The organism is Achromobacter insolitus (genome assembly GCF_002209555.1).
Classification (GTDB): domain Bacteria; phylum Pseudomonadota; class Gammaproteobacteria; order Burkholderiales; family Burkholderiaceae_B; genus Achromobacter; species Achromobacter insolitus.
Genome location: NZ_NJIF01000003.1, coordinates 522,509 through 541,642 on the forward strand (window position 1 = coordinate 522,509; position 19,134 = coordinate 541,642).

Here is a 19,134-nt window from a genome sequence, read left to right on the forward strand (position 1 = left end):
GATCGTCATGCGTGAAATCAGCCTGGACCGCTTGCGCACCCTGGTCGCCATCGCCGACCTGGGCTCGTTCGCCGATGCCGCCCGCGCCCTGCACCTGGCGCCGCCTACCGTCAGCCTGCACGTGGCCGACCTGGAGGAACGCATCGGCGCGCCCCTGCTCACACGCAAGCGCGGCCAGGTGCGGCCGACACCCATCGGCGAAACCCTGCTGGAGCGGGCGCGTCGCCTGCTTTCCGACGCCGACCAGGCGCTGGACGATGTGCAGCGGCAAGTGCAGGGGCTGGCCGGACGGGTCCGGCTGGGCGCATCCACGGGCGCCATCGCGCATCTGCTGCCCCAAGCGCTGGAAACGCTGGGGCGCAACCACCCCGGCATCGATGTGCAAGTGGCCGTGCTGACCTCCCAGGAAACCCTGTTGCGTCTGGCCGACGGCTCGCTGGACGTGGGTCTGGTGGCACTGCCTCAACCGCCACTGGAGGGGCTGGTGCTACGGCCCTGGCGGCGCGATCCCGTGATGGCTTTCCTGCCCGCAGGCTGGAAGGCGCCCGCGCGCCTGACGCCGGCCTGGCTAGCCGAGCGCCCGCTGATCCTGAACGACGCCAGCACGCGCTTGTCGCGCCTGACCGCGGAATGGTTCGCGGCCGCCGGCCTGAATCCGCGCCCCCGCATCCAGCTGAACTACAACGACGCAATCAAGAGCCTGGTGGCCGCGGGTTACGGAGCGACGCTGCTGCCGCATGAGGCCACCGCGCCGCAGCCGGATCCCCGCATCGACATGCGCGCGCTACGGCCCGCGCTCTGGCGGCCGCTAGGCATCGCGCACCGCGCCGGAGATATCGAGCAAGCCACCCAGCATGTGCTGGACGTGTTGTGGGAACTGCGCGCCTCACCCTCCCGGTGAGGGCGTGCGGCGGAAGTACGCGGTGCGCTGGCTCTCTTCGCGCAACCGCCGCGCGCGCGAACGGAACAGGTCCTTGCGTCCGACGATGCCCACCAACCGGCCGTTGGCCCGGTCCAGGATGGGCACGCGCCCCGCGCCAGACAAGGCCATGCGGTCGGCAAGCTGGCTGGCCAGTTCCTCCGGATGCCCAAAGATCAGCTCGCGGCCCTGCAAGGCTTCGCCCAGCGTGCGCGCGGACTGATCTTCGTCAAGCGTCCAGGCCAGCGAGTCGGCGCGCGTAACTTCCCCTACCACCGCGCCCTGGGCGTCCACCACCGGATAGCTGGTGTGCACCGGCTGCGCAGTCGTGAAATGCGCGATGGCTTGCGCCACGGTCCAGTCGGCCGACAGGGTTTGCACCGGCGTGGTCATGACCTGGCTGACGCGCAGCAGGTCGAAGGGATCCACGCGGTACTCACGGCTCACGTGGTGGCCGCGCCGCGCGATTTTTTCGGTGAGGATGGAACGCTTCAACAGCAGCACCGTGACCCCGTAAGCAAAGACGCAGGCAGCCAGTACCGGCAAGAGCGCGCCCATATCACCCGTCAGTTCCACCGCGAACAGCGTCGCGGTCAACGGCGCGCGCATGGTCCCGCCCATCATGGCCGCCATGCCCAGCAGCGCCCAGAAGCCCGCATCGGCCTGCGGCAGCAACGGCGTGGCCAAGGCGCCCAGCGCACCGCCAAAAATCAGCAGCGGCGCCAATACGCCGCCCGACGTGCCAGAGCCCAAGGCGACGGACCAGATAATGACCTTGACCACGAGAAGCAGCAGCACGCCCTGGAATGCCAGGTCCGCGGCCAGCAGATGGCGGATATTGTCGTACCCCACCCCCAGCGCCGCAGGCTCGATCAGCCCGCCTATGCCGATGACCAGGCCTCCGAAGGCCGGCCACCACATCCAATGCAGGGGCAGCTTTTCGAACAAGTCTTCCGCCGCGTAGACCATCGAAGTGAGCACGCCCGAACCCAGTCCGGCCAGCACGCCGACGGCGGCGCAGGCCAGCAGGTGCGCGGGCGTGAACGGCAGCGAACCCGAGTATGGGAATATCGGCCCCGCGTCCAACACGAAGGCGCGGGTGGCCGCCGCCACCAGCGCGGCCATCGCCACCGGCAGGAAGCTGCGCGGCTTCCATTCGAACAACAGCAGCTCGACGGCAAGCAGCACCGCCGCCAATGGCGTGGCGAAGATGGCCGTCATGCCCGCGGCGGCGCCGGCCACCAGCAGGGTCTTGCGCTCGCCGTCGTCCAGGTGGATGGTCTGCGCCAGCAGGGAGCCGATGGCGCCGCCCGTCATGATGATGGGACCCTCGGCGCCGAATGGGCCGCCCGTGCCTATCGACACCGCCGAGGAAACCGGCTTCAGCACTGCCACCTTGGGTTGGATGCGGCTCTTGCCGATCAAGATCGCTTCCATGGCTTCCGGAATGCCGTGGCCGCGGATCTTCTCCGAGCCATAGCGCGCCATCAGCCCGATGATGAGACAGCCGACCACCGGTATGGCCACCGAAGCCAGGCCCAGATCGCTCGCGGCAATGGGAGTATCCGCAAACGAGAACCGATGGTGATAGGCGAGATTGGTGCACAGCGCGATCAGGCGCAACAGCGCCCACGCGGCGCCCACGCTGGCCAGGCCGACGGGAATCGCCAGCCCCATGAGCAGGACGACGCGCTTGTCCGTGGTGAAGTCGCCCAGCCGCAGCGCGGCCCGGGCGGAGGAAGAAGTGGAAGACATGTACGAAGACGGGAAGAATTCCGCAGGGATTTGCGAAATGTCATTTATATCGTATCACGATATATATTAGAATCGGCCGGGTGAAACCGCTCCCGCCCCCTACTCAGTTATCCGCCACGGACTATGAGCTGCTGGCCGACTTCCGCTATGCGCTGCGCCGCTTTGCCGCATTCAGTGAAAACGCCGCAGCCGGCCTGGACCTGATGCCGCAACAGCACCAGGCCCTGCTCGCCATCAAGGGCACGCGCAAGAGCACGCCGGGCCGCCGAGGCCTGTACGTGGGAGAAATTGCCGAACGCCTGTTGATCCGCCCGCATACCGCCGCCGAACTGGTGGGCCGGCTGGCCCGCCTGGACCTGGTCAGCCGCGAGGGCGACCCCGAGGACGGCCGCCGCGTCGAGGTGGTGCTGACCGCCAAGGCGGAACGCATGCTGGAAGACCTGTCCGCGTCGCACTTGGAAGAATTGCGCGCCATGCGCCCGCTGTTGACGCGCCTGTTGACCCGCATCGGGGACGATCCCAGCCAGGATTGATCCTTCCTGGCCGCATAAGCTTATGCAGCGCAGCTTTGCCTCGCATGATAAATTGTCGCCCCGCGACATATTTTGGATGCGCGAGGAGATCGTTTTGGGTGTAGCAATCAAGCGCTGGCTGGGCTCGTTCGCGCCAGCGCCGGTGGGCGTCAACGGACGCGAGAAACTCTACGGCGTGCTGGGCGCGCTGCTCGGCCTGTTCTGCACGGAATGGGTGGGCCGCCACGCGCTGGGCGACGCCAGCCCCTGGTTCATCGCCCCGATGGGAGCGTCCGCCGTACTGCTGTTCGCCGCCCCCGCCAGTCCGCTGGCCCAGCCCTGGTCCATCATGGCGGGCAACCTGGTATCGGCCCTGATCGGCGTGTTCTGCGCCCAATTCATTCCCGTGCCCGGCGTAGCCGCCGCCGTTGCGGTCGCGCTGGCCATCGGCGCCATGTTCTCCTTGCGTTGCCTGCATCCGCCCAGCGGCGCCGTGGCGCTGACGGCGGTGCTGGGCGGCCCCTCGGTCGCCAGCCTGGGCTATGGTTTCGCGCTCTGGCCGGTGGCGCTGAACTCCGCCATCCTGCTGTGCATTGCCGTAGTCTTCAATGGCGCGCTCAAGCGCAACTATCCGCGCCGCCACGCCGACCCCGCCGTGGGCCACCACACACGTGACCTGGCGCCCAGCGCCCGCCTGGGCTTTAGCCTGGCCGACCTGGACGAAGCGCTGACGCAGCGCGGCGAACTGCTGGACATCAGCAAGGAAGACCTGGAAGAAATCGTGCTGGCCGCGGAAATGCGCGCCAGCGTGCGCCGCTTCGGCGACGTGCGTTGCGCCGACATCATGTCGCGCGACGTGGTGACGGTGCAGGCACAGGACCCGCTCGACTATGCCGTCCGCCTGTTCGACAAGCACCGCTTGCAGGCGCTGCCGGTGCTGGATCCCGCCGGCGGCTATGCCGGCATGATCAGCCAGGGCGACGTACTGGCGCGCAGGACCCGGCTGACGGCGGTCGCGCCCGACGCCAGCGCCGCGGCGGACCTGCTGGTGGCCGACTGCATGCGTAGTGAAGTGCCCTTCGCCACCCCGGGCCTGCCCGTCATTGAACTGGCCCGCCCCATGTCGGACAGCCTGCATTGCGTGCCGGTGCTGGACGAGTCTCGCCATCTGGTCGGGCTGGTCACGCAATCGGACCTGGTGGCGGCGCTCTATCAGATCGCGGTAGCGGCCAGTTCGCCTGTGGGGACGCCGGACGCCCAGCGGCTGGCCGCCTGAGCCCCCCTCCGTAGCCCTACGGATTCCTGCCCGGTTCGGCCGCAAGGCATAATTTCACGCGTGAATCCCTTATCGCGCGCACGCGCCTTCTTCTGTTGGCTGGTCCTGTTCGCCCTGGGCGCCTTCTGGATCGGGCGGCAGGACTACGTAGACCAGTACGATCGCTTCACCCAGAGCACCAGCGTGGCGCAGCGCATGCTGAGCCAGAAAACGGTGCAGCATGAAGCCGTGCTGGCCACGCTGGCCGCCCTATCCCATCCCCCTGCTCCGGAACGCCTTTACCCCAGTCTGCGGCCGGCAATGCCGCAACTGCTGGGGCTGGGCTATCTGCCTGGCGGGGCCTGGTCCGGCAGCCTGCCGGAGCCGGCGGGTCTGGCGTCCGCCGTCGAACGGGCGCGTGCCTTGGCCCGGCCCGTGACGCTGCCGGTGGACAACGCCCGCTACTGGCTGGTGGCGCCTTCCGGCTGGAGTCTGCTGCTGGACGCCAGCCAGCTCGTTCCCGCGGGCGACTTCCCCCCCGGGCTGGCCACGCTGACCCTGACCGTAGGCCAGACGCCCCTGACCCTGCTGGACAAGCAGCCCAATACCGGCGCGCCTGGCTGGCCGCTGGCCCTCCAAAAGCCACTGGGCGCTGCCAGCCAGCCCTTCCAGATGCGCAGCACCCGCAAGCTGACACCGGACGCCTGGCCCTGGCCCACCTGGCTGGCCTGGGGCCTGGCCAGCGCGCTACTGGTTGCCGGCGCCGCTGCCTGGCAACGTTCGCGCGCGCAGGCCCGCCGCCAACAGGAGCAACTGCGCCTGGGCGCCATGGCTCGCTTGAGCACGCTGGGTGAAATGGCCGCGGGCATCGCCCACGAGCTGAACCAGCCACTGACCGCCATCCTGGCCCAGACCCGCGCTGCCGAACGGCTGCTGGATGACGACGAGGAGCGGCCCGCCGTGCGCCATGCGCTAGTGGCGAGCGCCGAGCAGGCCAAGCGCGCCGCGGACATCATCAGCCGCATGCGCGCGCTGGTGCAGCCCAGCTCGCCCGCCCGGCGCGTAGCGCTGGACCCCGATGCGCTGGTGGCTTCGTTGCGCTTCCTGCGCGAACCGGAGCTGGCCCGGCAAGGCATACGGCTGAGCTGGCACAACGCCACTCCCGGCGTCCGCCCGCTGGGCGACCGCGTCGCGCTGGAGCAGATCCTGCACAACCTGGTGCAGAACGCCGCCGACGCCCTGGCAGACGTCTCCGGCCCGCGCCAGATCTCGCTGGAGGGCCGCGCCGAGGGCGACACCTACCTGTTCAGCGTCAGCGATACCGGCCCCGGCATTGCCGCCGACGCGCTGCCCCGGCTGTTCGCTCCCTTCTACACCACGCGGCCGCAGGGCATGGGCCTGGGACTGGCGCTGTGCGACACGCTGGCCGGCTCAATGGACGGCCGCATCGCCGCGCGCAATCTCAGCCCGGCCGGCGCCTGCTTCACGGTCAGCCTGCCAAGGGCGGGCGCCGCCGCATGACTACGCAGGAATCTCCCATGCTCGAACAATCCCCGCTGGTCTATCTGGTCGACGACGACGACGCCGTGCGCGACGGCTTGGCGCTGCTCCTGCGCAGCGTCGGCCTGCGCAGCGAAGGTTTCGGCGACCCCCAGGCATTTCTGGCGGCATTGCCCCCGCAGTCCATCGGTTGCGTGGTGCTGGACATCCGCATGCCGGGCATCAGCGGGCTGGACGTGCTGAGCCGCCTGGCGGAGCAATCGGACCTGCCGGTGGTCATGTTGACCGGCCACGCCAATGTGGACCTGTGCCGCCGCGCCTTCAAGGGCGGCGCCATGGAGTTCCTGCAAAAGCCGGTAGACGATGATGTCTTCCTGGACGCCGTGCAGGCAGCCGTGCGCACCCATATCGCCAGCCGCGAAAAGCTTGCGGTCACCCAAGCCGCGCAGGAGCGCCTGGACAGGCTCTCCGGCCGCGAGCGCGACGTGCTGGAGCGCATCGTCCTGGGCCTGAGCAACAAAGAAATCGCGCGCGAATTCGACCTGTCTCCCCGCACCGTCGAAACCTACCGCGCCAATGTGTTCGCCAAGCTGGAAGCCGTAAACCTGGCCGGACTGATCCGCGAATACGCCGGCCTGCTGGATCCCGCCCCCTGATCCGCCGGCCGCCTCCGTAGCGCTACGGAGGCCCCAGCGTAGCCGACCGAATACCGCGGATCGGCCCCCGTCTTTAATCTGTCTGCTCCTGTCATCGACTCCACAAAGGACACAGACATGTCGCCCAAATTCATCGCCCTCGCCACGCTGTTCGCCTGCGCCGGCGCCGCCAACGCCGCCGTGCTCAACGAAAGCAACCTGTCCATGGCCGACGCGCAGAAGTTGGCGACGGCCACCGTCGCCGCCTGCCAGGCCAAAGGCTACAACGTCAGCGCTTCGGTCGTGGACCGCGCCGGCCTGCTCAAGGCTTTCGCCCGTTCCGACAATGCCGGCCCGCACACCATCGAAGCCAGCCGCGCGAAGGCGTTCACCGCTGCATCGGCCAAGACGCCCACGCTGACCATGCTGGAAAACGTCCAGAAGAACCCCGCGGCGGCCACCCTGACGGACATTCCGGGTTTCCTGGTGCTGGGCGGCGGCGTACCGGTCAAGGCCGGCTCGGCCGTGATCGGCGCCATCGGCGTGGCCGGCGCGCCGGGAGGCAACCTGGACGCGCAATGCGCCGACACCGCTTTGCAAGAAAACGCCGCGCTGTTCAAGTAAGCGCCGGCCGGACAGGGCGGCGCATTTGCCGCGCCGGCGGCATCGCGGTAGCCTTGGGGCGCCATGCCCCAGCCGCCCTCCCAGTCCCTGCTCGACGCCACGCTGCGCCGGACCGCCCGGCGCTACAGCGTGCCGGCCATCTCCCGTATTCCCACCGAGGGCGCCTCGCCCGCGACCGCGCTGGCTGTCGCCATCGAACGGGCCCGCCTGTCGCTCGAAGCCGGCGGCACGCCACCGCCCGCGCTCAAGCACGCCTTTCTCGACGCCCTTGAGCGCCTGATCCGCGACGCCCTGCGCGAACCGGACGGCGATCCGGTGTTCCAGGCCATGCTGCTGCGGCATCGCCTTGCGTCCGTGCGCGAGTACGCTTCCCTGTCCGCCCGCGCCGCCCAGGATCGACGGGAGATCATCGCCGCCGCCAACGCTATAGCCCATCCCGCCAAGGTGGAGCGCATGCCCGCCGGCCCAGCTCGCGAAGCAATGGCAGCCCTGCACGCGGCAGCGGTGTCCGAATCATGGACGACGCTGCCCGCCGCAGCGCGCCATCTGCTCGCCCTGAGCTCGGCCACCGGCCAGCCGTCCGCCGCGGCGGCGCTGGACAGACTGCCCGCCAGCCCCGCCCTCGAACGTTTGCGGCGCCTGGACGAACTGGCCGCCGAGGACGAAGTTCGCCGCTACCGCGCGCTTTGGGAGCAGCAAGGCCCGCGTCCCGGCAGCGCCGGCGCCCTGGCCGAGGACAACGCGTCGCGGCGGCGCGGCGACGCCGTCGAGGCGCTGGCCCTGCAGGCGCTGCAAGCCCTGGCCCGCCGGCTCAACGACGCGGAAGGCCGGCAGGCATACCAGGCCGTGTCCTCGATGCGTGTTCCGCCAACCATCCCCGCCAACGCCGAACGAGCCAAGAGTGAATGGGATGCCGCCTTGTTGCGCCGCTGCGCGGACGAAAACGCGCCGCCCGCCTGGGACCTCTGCCTGCTGCTGGAAGCCAAGGCTTCGGCCGACGCCGCCGCCACCGACTTCCCGCGCTTGCTGCGTGGGCTGCGCCTGCTGGCGCACGCAGATCCCCAGACGGATTACGCATTCAGCACTCGCCAGGGCCGGTTTGCCTTGCGCGGCGCGTCGCTGCGCGGGCTGCCCGTCGACGGCCCGCGGCTCGACGCGACCGTGCTTTACTTCTGCGACGGCCCGGCCGAATCCATCCCGCGCCTGCTCAGCGCCGCCAGCCGCATGCAGCTGCTCTCCGCGCCGCCCAGCCTGGAATACGCCAGCCGCGCGGCGCAAGACCAGAACGCCGCCCAGGCTCTCGCGCCCGTCTGGCAACTGCTGCTGGAGTCGCCGCAGTGGGCAAGCGTGCTGCACCAATACCCGACGCTGTGCCAGGCGCGCGAGCTGATGGTGCACGCCGACGACCTGACGGACGCGATCAACGCCATCGCGGCTTGACGCAGGCGCCGACCGCAGGCAGTCGGCCAATTGACCAGGCACTTCAGGCCTGCCCGATCAGCCGGATATCCTTGCTGCCGTCCCGCTCCAGTTGCTCCACCAGGCCGAGTTCCCAATCCAGGTACTCGCGAAAGCCTTGGTCCCGCGCAGCCAGGTCGTCGAACAGATAGGGGCTGATGCTTTGGTCGTCGTCCGCGGTCAGCACGCCTGCCGCGCCGCGGGACAGCTCCAGGCCCTGCGCCGCCCAGGCGCGCGTGCCGCCCAGCAGATAGCGCACCGGCCGTTGGCTGCGCCACGCCAGTTCGGCGGCGACCACGCTCGCCAATATGCCGTCGGCGGAGGTCAGCACGATGGTCAGCTCCGGGTTTTCAGGCAGGAACTCGCTCAGACGATCGGGCACTGCGTAGCGGCAACCGGGTACGTGACCGCGCTCATACGCTAGCCGCGAATCCACATCGAACAGCACGGCCGCGCCGTCCTCCAACGCGGATCGCAGCGCATCCGGCCGCAGCCCGGGCACGTCGGGGCGATACCGCAACACCCGGCGCGGTTCGGGTCCGCTTTGCCGCGCAGCCAAGGCGGGCGGCTGATACAGGTACACCTCCACCGCGCCCAGCTGCGCCAACCAGGCGCCAGTGGTCAAGGCCCGCACCCCGTCCCAGTCCGCCAGCACCACCCGGGCGCGGCGCGTGGCCAGGTACTCGTCCGTGGCCTGCACCAACTGGCCGCCCGGCGCCCAGCGCCAGCCCTCCAGATGGCCGGCTTCGTATTCCTCCCGGGTGCGCACGTCGAATTTATAGAGCGTGCGCGCGCCCTGCTCCGCTTCGAATGCCCGCAGCGTGGCGCTGTCGATATGCGCGATGCCCGCGCGGCGCGCCACGCCCTCCGCCCGCTGGCGGGCCGCGGCCTGCGTCTGCTCCGCCGGCTCTGGCAGCGTGGCGCGCCGTCCATAGGCCAGGTCGCGGCCCGACAGCAGCCACTCCATGGTGCCGTTGCGCAGGGACGCGACGCGATTGGGTATGCCCGCGTCGATCAGCGTCTGCGCGCCGACGATGCTGCGGGTACGTCCGGCGCAGTTCACCACGACAAAGGTGTTGGGATCGGGTGCCAGCTCGCCGATGCGGTACACCAGCTCCGCGCCGGGCAGGCTGTGGGCGAAAGGCAGGGTGAAGTTCTGGAATTCCTCGGGCGTGCGACTGTCGACCACGACGATGTCCTCGCCGCGCGCCACCCGCTCGTCCAGTTCGTCCACGTCTATCCAGGGTGTGCGCTTTTCGTGCTCGATGACTTCACCGAATGCCTTGCTGGGCACATTGGTCCCCGAGAACAGTTCCCGCCCCTCCCGTTCCCAGGCGTCGGTGCCGCCCGCCAGCACCGAAATGTCCGTCCAGCCCAGCCGCGCCAACTTCGCCGCGGCCTGGTGCGCCAGCGTCTCGTCATCGTCCACCAACACGACGTGGGTATCGCGCCGTGGCACCAGCCGGTCGGCCAGCAGCTCCAGCCGCCATAAGGGCGCGGGCACGGCATGCAAGAGGTGGCGCCGGGCATGGCGGCCGGCTTCGCGCACGTCCAGCACCGCGATCTCGGCTGCACCGCGCAGTTCATCCTGCAAGGCCTGGCCCGAAATGCGCGCGTGATAGATGGCGGCGGGCGGTGAAAACCTGCGGTAGGTGCCCCCCGCCGTGCTTTCGAACACGACACGGCCATGCAGGCGATCAAGCGCCAGCCCATAGAAGTGCAAATGCGCGCCTGGCTGATCCCCCACCAGCTCGATGGTGTGCACGTCCTGCGGCCCCAGCACAATGGAGCTGCCCGGCTGCACGTCCACGCGCCCTACGTGAGTCAGCACGTCGCGCAACGGGTCCGCGCTGCGTTCACGCGCATACACCTCGTTGCGCTCATTGCCGTGCACGCCGGCAATGATGGCCCAGGTCGTATGGTCGTGCGGCGGTTGCGCCTTGCCCGGCGCGCCCAGGGAAAGGTATAGCGCGTAGCCGCCGTCCAGGTCTTCGGACAGCCGGTAGATGGCGGTCGGCCTGCCCGGCACCACCGCGAACGCGTCTTCCGGAAAGAGCTCGCGGCGCCTTCCCAAGGCCTCCAGCAATGTTGCGACCTCCGCCAGCTGCGCGCGCGTGGCGCTGGCCGCGTCAGGCGCGAGCCTGCGCGCCTGCGCGATGAATTCCCGCACGGCCTGCGCCCGTTCGGCGTGAATGTGCGCTGCCGCGGACGGATGAATAGATGTGCTCATGTGCTGACCCGATATCCAAGGAGAAGAAAGGATCAGCCTACGTGCGCCAGGTTTCGGCGGGAACGAAGGGATGCAACTATGGATATGCGCCGAGCGGTGGTTCGCCTGCGGCTTGCGCTTCAGGCTTCGCCTTTCAACTCGCGCTCCACGATTTCACGGGTCAGCGTGGGGACGAACATCTCCACGAAATGAAACGCGTAGCCCCGCAGCCATGCGCCACGACGTATCGCCAGCCGCGTCAGGTTGATCTCGAACAGATGGCGCGCGTCGATGGCGCGCAGGCGCGTGTCGCGTTCGGCGTCCCAAGCCACCGAGGCGACGATGCCGACCCCCAGCTCCAGTTCCACATAGGTTTTGATCACGTCCGCGTCCATCGCCGTCATGACGATATCCGGGGTGATGCCCGCCCGCGCGAAGGCCTCGTCGATATGCGCCCGGCCGGTGTAGCCGCGTCCGTATGTGATGATGGGATAGCGCGAAAGCTGTGACAGGCTGACACCGTCCTCCTGGCGCTCCAGCGGATGGCCGCGAGGCACGATGATGCTGTGGCTCCAGCGGTAGCACGGCAGGTTTACCAGCCCCGGATAGTCGGCCACGGCTTCCGTGGCCACGCCAATATCGGCTTCGCCTTCCAGCAGCATTTCGGACACCTGCTTGGGCGAACCCTGGTGCAGATGCAGTACCACCTCGGGATAGCGTTCGCGGAACTCCTTGATGACGGGAGGCAAGGCGTAGCGCGCCTGCGAATGGGTCGCCGCGATGGACAACACACCGCTGCGGCTGTCGGCATACTCCGCGCCAGCGTGGCGGATGTTGTCCGCGCATTGCAGGATCTGCTCGACCAGGGGCAGGATCAGTTCGCCGGGCGGAGTCAAGCCGATAAGCCGCTTGCCCGAGCGCACGAAGATGTCCACGCCCACCTCTTCCTCGAGCTCGCGGATCTGGCGGCTGACCCCGGGTTGAGAGGTATGCAGGCTCTCGGAAACGTCCGTCAGGTTGAAATCCTGCCGGACGGCTTCGCGCACGGAGCGCAATTGCTGGAAGTTCATTGCGCGCCTCAGCCCAGGAAAGCCAGCTGATTGCCGGAGGGGTCTTTCACGTACATCACGCGCGGCTCGGCATTGGGCAAGGAACACACAGGATGGTGCCCCGCCCGCCGCAGGCGCGCCAGGATGTCGTCATAGGCGCGGGTCCTGAGGGCGAGGTAGTCGGGCTTCACTTCACGGCTGACCTCTTCCACCGGCGACAGCGACAAGGTCGCTTCGCCCAGCGCGAACAACAAGCGCTGGCCTCCGGTGCCGGCCACCTCGTCCAGGCCGATGATATGCCGATAGAACTCGCGTACCGCCTCCTGCCGTTGAGCAAGAAAAGGAAGCTGCACCGATCCGATGGAAACAATAGTAGACATGCCCTGCCGCCAATCATGGAACAAGGCAAATTCTAGTGGCCGCGGGTACTGACGGACAAAGAGGTAAACGTTGCTTCTACATAGCCGGAAACCCTAAAGAAAACCGCTCATTTGCATATGCATCAGGCGCTGCGCCGCAAGGCCTCGCGCGTGGCCGCGAACGCGCGCTCCAGGTCACCGATCAGATCCAGCGGACTTTCCAGGCCTAAGTGCAGCCGCACCACGGACGACGCGGGCAGGCCATCCCGCCAATAACGATGCTCGGCCAGGCGTTCCGGCGCGGCCTCCAGCGCCAGGCTTTCGTAGCCGCCCCAGGACGCGCCGATGGAGAAATAGCGCAAGGCATCAATGAAACGCGAGGCAGCCGACGCATCGGGATGACGGAATGCGAACGACACCAGGCCGCTGGCGCCGCTGAAGTCCCGCCGCCACACCGCGTGGCCGGGGTCTTGCGCCAGCGCGGGGTAATAGACGTTTGCCACATCGTCGTGCCGCGCCAGGTATTCAGCCACGGCCAGCGCGTTTTCATAATGCCGGGCCAGCCGCACATCCAGCGTGCGCAGGCCGCGCAAGGTCAGATAGGCATCATCCGCCCCCACCGACAGGCCTAGCGCGTCGTGGGTCGCGCCCAAGCGCGCGGCCAATTCAGCGCTGTCCACGGTCACCACGCCCATCATCACGTCGGAATGGCCCGCCAGGTACTTGGTCGCCGCCTGGATGGACAGGTGCGCGCCCAGGGCAAGCGGCTGATAGTAGAGACCACCGCTCCAGGTATTGTCCGCCGCCACCAGCACGCCGTGGCGCCGCGCGACCGCAGCCAACGCCGGCAGGTCCTGCACTTCGTACAAGAGCGAGCTGGGCGATTCCAGATACAGCAGGCGCGTATTCGGACGGATAAGCGGCTCCAGGGCGTCCCGCGTGGCGGAGAAGTACTCCACCTCTATCCCGTAGCGCTGGAGCAGCGCGCGATCCACCTTGCGCACCGGCGAATAGACGCTGTCGGCCACCAGCGCGTGTTCGCCCGGCGCCAACGTCGCCAGCAACACCAGCACGATGGCGGACAGGCCTGAGGGCGCCAGCACCGTCCGGTAGCCTCCCTCAAGCGATGCCACTGCCTCTTCCAGCGCCTGATGAGTGTCCAGCCCGTGGCGGCCATAGGTGGCTATCCGCTCGCCGGCAGCGCGCTGCCGGCCCAGGGCAGCCTGCGTAGCCGTATCCGCAAAGCGCACGGTACTGGTACGTACCACCGGCACATTCACCGGTCCCGAGCCCTGAGTCAGTTCAGGCAAGCCGGCATGCACCAGCCGGGTCTGGATGCGGGCATCTGACAGGCTCATGAGCGCGCCTCCGGATATGCAGGCACAAGGTATGCAAAAGTCATGCGCAACTCCATCAAGGTTCACACCGCCAGGCGCAGCGGATCGATATGCAAATAGGTCTGTATGGGATCGGGCGCGGCATCGCGCAGCGGCGTTGCACCGACCGCGCGTTGCAGGAAAGCGCGCGTGCGTTCACTGGCGGGGGCCCCGAACAGCCGCGCCGGCGGCCCTGACTCCACGATGCGGCCGGCCTCCGTGAAGTACACGACGTCGCTGATCTCTTCCGCAAAGCGCATTTCGTGTGTCACCAACACGCAGGTCAGACCGTCCTGCACCAACTCACGGATCACCGTCAGGACTTCCCCTACCATTTCCGGGTCCAGCGCCGACGTCACTTCATCGAACAGAATCAGCTCGGGCCGCAGCGCCAGCGCGCGCGCGATCGCGACACGCTGCTGCTGGCCGCCCGACAACTCGCCGGGATAGGCGTTTTGCTTGTGCTCCATCCGCACCTTGGCCAGCAACTCGCGAGCCCGCGCCTCGGCTTCGGCCCGAGGCAGCCCGCCCACTTTGATGGGCGAGATTGTCAGGTTCTCCAGCACGCTCAAGTGCGGGAACAGGTTGTACTGCTGGAACACAAAGCCCACACGCTTGCGCAACGCGATAAGTTCGGACTCGGTCTTCAGGGCATCGACGCGCACTCCGCCCACCTGGATCCGCCCGCGTTGCGGGCGCAATAGTCCCGTCATGCAGCGCAGGATGGTGGACTTGCCGGAGCCCGAAGGTCCGATGATGGACACCGCCTGGCCCTGCTTGACTTCGACGTCTATGCCCTTGAGCACCTCGGTCTGGCCAAACGCCAGATGCACGTCATGCAGGCTCACTAGCGATGTCTCGGCCGCGGAAGGGAAAGCGGCGGCGCGCGCCTCGAATTCAATAATGCTCATGGCGTCGTTCCAGATACCGCGTCCAGCGCGCGATGGGATAGCAATAGGCGAAGAAAAGCGCCAATAGCGTGAAATACACCAATATCGTGAAATCGGTGCGCGACACGGTATTGCTGGCTACCGTGGCGGCATCGACCAGGTCGTGCACGCCCACCAGCGAGGCCAGCGACGTGCTCATGGTGATGCTGGCATACAGGTTCATCCAGGACGGCAGCATCCGCCGCAGGCACTGCGGCAGGACGATCATCCGGAAGATCTGCGCGCGCCGAAACGCCAGGGATTGGGCCGCCTCCCATTGGGCGCTGGGAATGGACTGGATCGCGCCCCGGAAGATTTCCGCCACATTCGCGCTGGCTGGCAGCCCGAGGCCGATGACCACCTTGAGCCAGTCGGGAAATGGCAGCCGCCACCCTCCCAGCGCCAACTCGAAGGGAAACACATAGGTGGTGAAGTAAACCAGCACGAGGATGGGCGCATTGCGAAACAGCAACACGTAGGCGCGCGTCAATCGACGCAACAACGGCGATGGCGACAGCGAAACCGCGCCTACCACCAAGCCAGCCAGCGTGCCCAGCGCCATCGCCAGCACGCTGATCTGGATGTTCATCGCCAAGCCCCGCAACAAGGCCGGCCACCAATGCCACAACGCCAGCACGGCGGCGGGCGCCGTCCCCGTGGCCGCCCAGGCCAGGTTCAGCGCCGCCAGCGCCAACAGCAGCGCAAGCCAGGGATCGCGCAACACCGCCGGCAGCCAAAGGCCCGTTGCCCCAGACCGGCGCGTCAGCAACACAAGATCATTGGCCATAGCCAGGCATCCTCAAGCGTTCTTCCAGCCATTTCCCGACCAAGCCGACCAACCAGGTCAGCAGGCCGAAATACAGCAGGATGAGCAGCAATAGTTCCAGCACGTTGTCGCGGTAGGACCAGATCATGATGGACTCATAGGTCACGTCGCCCACTGCGATGGCCGAGGCGATGGCGGTCATCTTCACCAGGTCCACCAGGTTATTGACCAGTGCCGGCAGCGCAAAGCGCACGGCCAGCGGCAACTGCACCTGCGTCAGTATCTGGCGGCGCGAGAACGCCAGCGAGCGCGCCGCTTCCATCGTTACCTCGGGCACCGCTTCGATCCCCGCGCGCAGCGCCTCTGCGTGGAATACCCCTTTGTGCAGCGCCACCACGATCACGACCCACGCGAACGGCGCTATCGGACTGCCGCCGCCCAGCTTTTGCGTGATCAGCATGTTCAGCACCAGGAAGGCGCAGTACAGCTGCACCAGCGTGGGCGTATTGCGAGTGACTTCCACGAACGCTTGCAGCGGCCTGGCCAGCCAGGCTCTGCCACTGGTGAGGCCCGCTGCGATGAGAACGCCGAACAACAGGCTGACCGGGATGGTCCATGCACACAGTTGCAGCGTTACCCATAGCCCCCGGCCAAACGCGGACAACTCGCCCGCGTCTAGCACAAAGCCATAGTTCAGGCCCAGCGGCTTGAAAAAGCCGACCCAGGCTTGCAATGCCGATTCGAACATGCCCGCGCCCGCCTCAGCTTCCCTGCTTGTACTTCGCGTTCAGCTCCTGCAGCAGCGGCTGCGGCGGAGCGATGCCCAGGCGCTTTTCCGTTGCGATCAGCCAGCCCGTGCGATGCCAGTCCTGGATCACCTTGTCCACGGCGGCGATGGTGTCCGTCTCGCCCTTGCGCGTCCAGACCACTGAGTTCGCGGGCAGCACTTCCGAGGCGATGGGCGCGTGATAGTCCTTCCATTCGGGATTGCTGCGCAGCAAGGGCTGGATCAGCGTCGAGTCATGCACCGCCGCCACGCACTGGCCGCCGCGCAGCGCCAGCAGCGAATCCGAAGAGCTCTTGTAGCCCTTGACCACCGCGCCGTAGTCGGCCGACAAAGGCCGCGCAAAACTGCTGCCTTGCGACACGCACACGGGCTTGCCTCGCAAGTCCTCCCACTTGGCGATACCGCTGGTCTTCAGCGTGGCGGCCGTGCCTCCCACGCGGAAGAATGGGGTCGGCGCGTAACCCAGTATCTCGGCGCGCTCGGGGTTGAGCTCCATGGATGCGATCAGCAGATCGACCTTGCCCGAAATCAGGAACTGCGTGCGCGTGGCGGTCTGCACCTGCACCAATTCCGCTTTCACGCCCAAGCCCTTGGCCAGCTCACGCGCCAGTTCGGGATTCCAACCCACCAATTGTTGCGTGGCGGGATCCAGCGAGCCGAACACGCCGCCATTGGCCAGCACGCCTATGGTGACCGTGCCTCGTTCCTTGACCTTGTCCAGGGTAGCGTCGGCCTGCGCCGCTGCGGCGGCCAAGGCCAGCGCGAGGGTGATTGCGATGCGGGCGCGGCCCGGTGTATTGCGAGTTGCCATGTCTTTATCGATAGGTGTGCATTGAACGGACCTCCATGCTGCGTGCCGGCGCAGTCCAGGACAAAGAAGACTTTCAGATATGAATATGCGAACGGACGCCACGCCCGCGCGCCACCAGAAAACAAATATCCACATGCGAATTCAATCGTTCTGGCAGCCGCCCGCATCGGCCAGACTGCCCGTCTCCGTCAAGCAAAATCAGGAAACGCGATGTCCATACCCTCAGTCACCGGACTGGACCACTACATCATCCGGGTGCATGATCTTCAGGCCGCCACCGAGCAATACCAGCAGTTGGGCTTCTCTCTGGCGCCGCAGGGCCGGCACCATCGCGGCACGCGCAACCAGACCCTGATCCTGGACGCCAACTACCTGGAGCTGCTGGCCTTCCCGCCCGAGTTACGGGACCAGTCCCGCTTCGCCGGCTTCGATGACGCCTACGAGGGCCCGGTGTCGGTCGCGCTGCAAACCACCGATAGCAGCGCCGTGCACGCCGAGCTTGCCCGCCTGGGCATAGACGCCGAGCCGCCTCAGCGCGGGGGCCGGCCCGTGCACCTGCCAGAAGGCAGCGAAGACGCCGCCTGGAACAACACCCAGTTTCCGGCCGGTCTTTTCGCCGTGCCCGACTTCTTCACCTGCGGCCATCTCACGCGCCATCTTGTGTACCGCCCCGAATGGCAGGATCACGCCAACGGCGCGCGCCGCATCGAAGCCCTGATCGCCGTGCACCCGGACCCGCGCACCCTCCGCCCCGCCTACGAGCGCGCCCTCGGGGCCATCGCGATCAGCGAGTTGCCTGACAACGGCCTGCAAGTGCGGCGCGGCAGCCTGCGCATCGACTTCCTCACGCCCGCAGCTTTCGAGCAGCGCTTCCCGCACGTGCGCGTGCCCGTCGGTCTGCCCGCCAGCAGCCAGGGCGGCTGGTTTGCCGGGTCCATCATCGGCGTGCGCGACATCCAGCAGACGCGGGCCTGGTTCGACGCCAGGAAGGTCCCTTTCCGCGCCAATGCGCAAGGCGAACTGGCGGTGGCGCCCGAGCATGCCGCCGGCGCGCTTCAAGTCTTTGTGCAGGAGGCATGATGGGCCAGCCCCTGCCAGACTACTGGTCCTGCTTTTGCGCCGACTATGCTGCGGCGCGCGCAGCCTTCGTCGCGGCGGCCGCCGCGCGCGGCGCAGCGCTGTCACGCCATGAGCATCCCACGGCCAGGGACCCGCAAGGCCGGCCGCTGACGGTGGACGTCGCGGTGCTGGGGCGGCCCGACGCCGCCCGCACCCACCTGGCCATCAGCGGCACGCATGGTCTGGAAGGCGCTGCCGGTTCGGCCGTGCAGCTGGCTTGGCTACAGGTGGATGGCGGCCTGCCGCTGCCGGACGACGTCAACGTGGTGCTGGTGCACGCGTTGAACCCCTATGGCTACGCCCATGACACACGCACCACCGAAAACAATGTCGACCTGAACCGCAACTTCATCGATCACACTCAGCCGGCGCCGGCCAATCCGCATTACGCCACCCTGCACCCGCACCTGATCCCACGGCACTGGACCGAAGCCGAACTGGACGCCGGTGCGCAGGCGCTGGAACGCTTTCGCCAGGAACACGGCGCGGACGCGCTCTTCAACGTGACGGCCAGCGGCCAGTACACGCATCCGGACGGCCTGGTCTACGGCGGCCGCGGGCCCGAATGGTCCAACCGCACGCTGCGCCGCATCGTCGACGAACACCTGGGCGCTAGCGAGCGGGTGGCGTTCATCGACTGGCATACCGGCATCGGCGAGTATGGCGAGCCCTTCTTTCTGTGCTTCAACCCCGACGGCAGCGCGGAACAGGCACAGGCCGCCGCATGGTGGGGCGCGGACCGCGTGCTTGGGCAGCGCCCGCACGGCCTGGCCCGGCCCGACTACCAGGGGCTGGTGTTCCGCGGCGTGCAGCAAGCGCTCGGCGATCGACCGCTGGCGGGAGCCGTCGTCGAATTCGGCACCCGCGGGCCGCAGATGCGTCCGGCCTTGCGGCTGGACCAATGGCTGCGCTTCCAGGCCTGCGCAGCCCCCGATGCCGCGCGCGACGCCCAACTGCGCGCCGACCTGATCGATGCGTTCGTCCCTGTTTCCAGCGTCTGGCGCCGCAATGTCGTGGCCCACGGCCTGCAGATCACGCGCCAGGCGATAAGCGGCCTGGCGGCGTGGTGAT

Annotated in this window: 18 protein-coding genes; 9 read left to right on the plus strand and 9 right to left on the minus strand. The window is 67.7% G+C overall.

All coding sequences use genetic code 11. The features are described 5' to 3' along the window. The first annotated feature begins 7 nt into the window (after nucleotides 1–7). Nucleotides 8–901, plus strand: a complete 894-nt coding sequence (locus tag CEY08_RS12585) for a LysR family transcriptional regulator (RefSeq protein WP_042793497.1) — start codon at nucleotides 8–10, stop codon at nucleotides 899–901. Here the strand turns inward: CEY08_RS12585 and CEY08_RS12590 are convergent. Beyond that, nucleotides 887–2,674 carry a chloride channel protein gene (locus CEY08_RS12590; RefSeq protein ID WP_076813379.1) on the minus strand — a complete coding sequence of 596 codons (1,788 nt, stop codon included), beginning with the start codon at nucleotides 2,672–2,674 and terminating at the stop codon, nucleotides 887–889. The two genes, CEY08_RS12585 and CEY08_RS12590, sit on opposite strands and share 15 nt — an antisense overlap. Before the next feature lie 80 nt (nucleotides 2,675–2,754). On the opposite strand from CEY08_RS12590, the gene CEY08_RS12595 reads away from it, so the two are divergent. The 6 genes from CEY08_RS12595 (at nucleotide 2,755) to CEY08_RS12620 (ending at nucleotide 8,640) form a co-directional block, all read left to right on the plus strand. Next, the gene (locus tag CEY08_RS12595; protein WP_063640701.1) at nucleotides 2,755–3,207 is read left to right on the plus strand and encodes a MarR family winged helix-turn-helix transcriptional regulator; all 453 of its coding nucleotides are present in this window, start codon (nucleotides 2,755–2,757) and stop codon (nucleotides 3,205–3,207) included. 94 nt (nucleotides 3,208–3,301) lie between these two features. Continuing rightward, nucleotides 3,302–4,462, plus strand: coding sequence for an HPP family protein (locus CEY08_RS12600; RefSeq protein WP_408609551.1), 1,161 nt, complete (start codon nucleotides 3,302–3,304; stop codon nucleotides 4,460–4,462). Between the two features lie 60 nt (nucleotides 4,463–4,522). Further along, nucleotides 4,523–5,962: a sensor histidine kinase gene (locus CEY08_RS12605; RefSeq protein ID WP_088607685.1), complete on the plus strand. Its 1,440-nt coding sequence runs from the start codon at nucleotides 4,523–4,525 to the stop codon at nucleotides 5,960–5,962. Between the two features lie 17 nt (nucleotides 5,963–5,979). Next, the gene (locus CEY08_RS12610) at nucleotides 5,980–6,597 is read left to right on the plus strand and encodes a response regulator transcription factor (RefSeq protein WP_376785069.1); all 618 of its coding nucleotides are present in this window, start codon (nucleotides 5,980–5,982) and stop codon (nucleotides 6,595–6,597) included. Between the two features lie 117 nt (nucleotides 6,598–6,714). After that, complete coding sequence (locus tag CEY08_RS12615) at nucleotides 6,715–7,200, plus strand: GlcG/HbpS family heme-binding protein (protein ID WP_042793494.1); 486 nt, start codon at nucleotides 6,715–6,717, stop codon at nucleotides 7,198–7,200. A gap of 63 nt (nucleotides 7,201–7,263) precedes the next feature. Beyond that, nucleotides 7,264–8,640 (plus strand): 3-deoxy-D-arabino-heptulosonate 7-phosphate synthase, encoded by a 1,377-nt coding sequence (locus CEY08_RS12620; protein WP_076813374.1) that lies wholly within the window; start codon nucleotides 7,264–7,266, stop codon nucleotides 8,638–8,640. Between the two features lie 43 nt (nucleotides 8,641–8,683). Here CEY08_RS12620 and CEY08_RS12625 read toward each other — a convergent pair whose 3' ends face one another. From CEY08_RS12625 to CEY08_RS12660, 8 genes are all read right to left on the minus strand, one after another. Further along, complete coding sequence (locus CEY08_RS12625) at nucleotides 8,684–10,888, minus strand: rhodanese-like domain-containing protein (RefSeq protein ID WP_076813369.1); 2,205 nt, start codon at nucleotides 10,886–10,888, stop codon at nucleotides 8,684–8,686. A gap of 119 nt (nucleotides 10,889–11,007) precedes the next feature. Beyond that, nucleotides 11,008–11,937 carry a CysB family HTH-type transcriptional regulator gene (locus CEY08_RS12630; RefSeq protein WP_042793491.1) on the minus strand — a complete coding sequence of 310 codons (930 nt, stop codon included), beginning with the start codon at nucleotides 11,935–11,937 and terminating at the stop codon, nucleotides 11,008–11,010. 8 nt (nucleotides 11,938–11,945) lie between these two features. Then, the gene (locus CEY08_RS12635) at nucleotides 11,946–12,296 is read right to left on the minus strand and encodes a VOC family protein (RefSeq protein ID WP_042793490.1); all 351 of its coding nucleotides are present in this window, start codon (nucleotides 12,294–12,296) and stop codon (nucleotides 11,946–11,948) included. 122 nt (nucleotides 12,297–12,418) lie between these two features. Next, a complete protein-coding gene (gene metC, locus CEY08_RS12640) occupies nucleotides 12,419–13,633 on the minus strand; it encodes a cystathionine beta-lyase (RefSeq protein ID WP_042793489.1) in 1,215 nt (404 codons plus the stop codon). Between the two features lie 62 nt (nucleotides 13,634–13,695). Beyond that, nucleotides 13,696–14,562 (minus strand): amino acid ABC transporter ATP-binding protein, encoded by an 867-nt coding sequence (locus CEY08_RS12645; RefSeq protein WP_076813366.1) that lies wholly within the window; start codon nucleotides 14,560–14,562, stop codon nucleotides 13,696–13,698. Beyond that, nucleotides 14,549–15,367 (minus strand): amino acid ABC transporter permease, encoded by an 819-nt coding sequence (locus CEY08_RS12650; RefSeq protein WP_076813363.1) that lies wholly within the window; start codon nucleotides 15,365–15,367, stop codon nucleotides 14,549–14,551. Before CEY08_RS12650 ends, CEY08_RS12645 begins: the two co-directional genes overlap by 14 nt. Then, nucleotides 15,357–16,094 carry an amino acid ABC transporter permease gene (locus tag CEY08_RS12655; protein ID WP_076813361.1) on the minus strand — a complete coding sequence of 246 codons (738 nt, stop codon included), beginning with the start codon at nucleotides 16,092–16,094 and terminating at the stop codon, nucleotides 15,357–15,359. The genes CEY08_RS12650 and CEY08_RS12655 overlap by 11 nt, the downstream gene beginning before the upstream one ends. Before the next feature lie 13 nt (nucleotides 16,095–16,107). Further along, a complete protein-coding gene (locus tag CEY08_RS12660; protein ID WP_042793485.1) occupies nucleotides 16,108–16,944 on the minus strand; it encodes a transporter substrate-binding domain-containing protein in 837 nt (278 codons plus the stop codon). A 210-nt stretch (nucleotides 16,945–17,154) separates the two neighbouring features. Between CEY08_RS12660 and CEY08_RS12665 the strand changes: the two genes are divergently transcribed. Beyond that, complete coding sequence (locus tag CEY08_RS12665) at nucleotides 17,155–18,024, plus strand: VOC family protein (protein WP_076813359.1); 870 nt, start codon at nucleotides 17,155–17,157, stop codon at nucleotides 18,022–18,024. Then, a complete protein-coding gene (locus CEY08_RS12670; protein ID WP_076813357.1) occupies nucleotides 18,024–19,133 on the plus strand; it encodes a M14 family metallopeptidase in 1,110 nt (369 codons plus the stop codon). Before CEY08_RS12665 ends, CEY08_RS12670 begins: the two co-directional genes overlap by 1 nt. The last annotated feature ends 1 nt before the right edge of the window (nucleotide 19,134 follow it).

Bases quoted from the DNA above. Each gene is read 5' to 3' on its own strand.
- CEY08_RS12585 (WP_042793497.1), top strand. From the start codon at position 8: ATGCGTGAAATCAGCCTGGACCGCTTGCGCACCCTGGTCGCCATCGCC.
- CEY08_RS12590 (WP_076813379.1), bottom strand. From the start codon at position 2,674: ATGTCTTCCACTTCTTCCTCCGCCCGGGCCGCGCTGCGGCTGGGCGAC.
- CEY08_RS12610 (WP_376785069.1), top strand. From the start codon at position 5,980: ATGCTCGAACAATCCCCGCTGGTCTATCTGGTCGACGACGACGACGCC.
- CEY08_RS12615 (WP_042793494.1), top strand. From the start codon at position 6,715: ATGTCGCCCAAATTCATCGCCCTCGCCACGCTGTTCGCCTGCGCCGGC.
- CEY08_RS12620 (WP_076813374.1), top strand. From the start codon at position 7,264: ATGCCCCAGCCGCCCTCCCAGTCCCTGCTCGACGCCACGCTGCGCCGG.
- CEY08_RS12625 (WP_076813369.1), bottom strand. From the start codon at position 10,888: ATGAGCACATCTATTCATCCGTCCGCGGCAGCGCACATTCACGCCGAA.
- CEY08_RS12630 (WP_042793491.1), bottom strand. From the start codon at position 11,937: ATGAACTTCCAGCAATTGCGCTCCGTGCGCGAAGCCGTCCGGCAGGAT.
- CEY08_RS12635 (WP_042793490.1), bottom strand. From the start codon at position 12,296: ATGTCTACTATTGTTTCCATCGGATCGGTGCAGCTTCCTTTTCTTGCT.
- metC (WP_042793489.1), bottom strand. From the start codon at position 13,633: ATGAGCCTGTCAGATGCCCGCATCCAGACCCGGCTGGTGCATGCCGGC.
- CEY08_RS12645 (WP_076813366.1), bottom strand. From the start codon at position 14,562: ATGAGCATTATTGAATTCGAGGCGCGCGCCGCCGCTTTCCCTTCCGCG.
- CEY08_RS12650 (WP_076813363.1), bottom strand. From the start codon at position 15,367: ATGGCCAATGATCTTGTGTTGCTGACGCGCCGGTCTGGGGCAACGGGC.
- CEY08_RS12655 (WP_076813361.1), bottom strand. From the start codon at position 16,094: ATGTTCGAATCGGCATTGCAAGCCTGGGTCGGCTTTTTCAAGCCGCTG.
- CEY08_RS12660 (WP_042793485.1), bottom strand. From the start codon at position 16,944: ATGGCAACTCGCAATACACCGGGCCGCGCCCGCATCGCAATCACCCTC.
- CEY08_RS12665 (WP_076813359.1), top strand. From the start codon at position 17,155: ATGTCCATACCCTCAGTCACCGGACTGGACCACTACATCATCCGGGTG.
- CEY08_RS12670 (WP_076813357.1), top strand. From the start codon at position 18,024: ATGGGCCAGCCCCTGCCAGACTACTGGTCCTGCTTTTGCGCCGACTAT.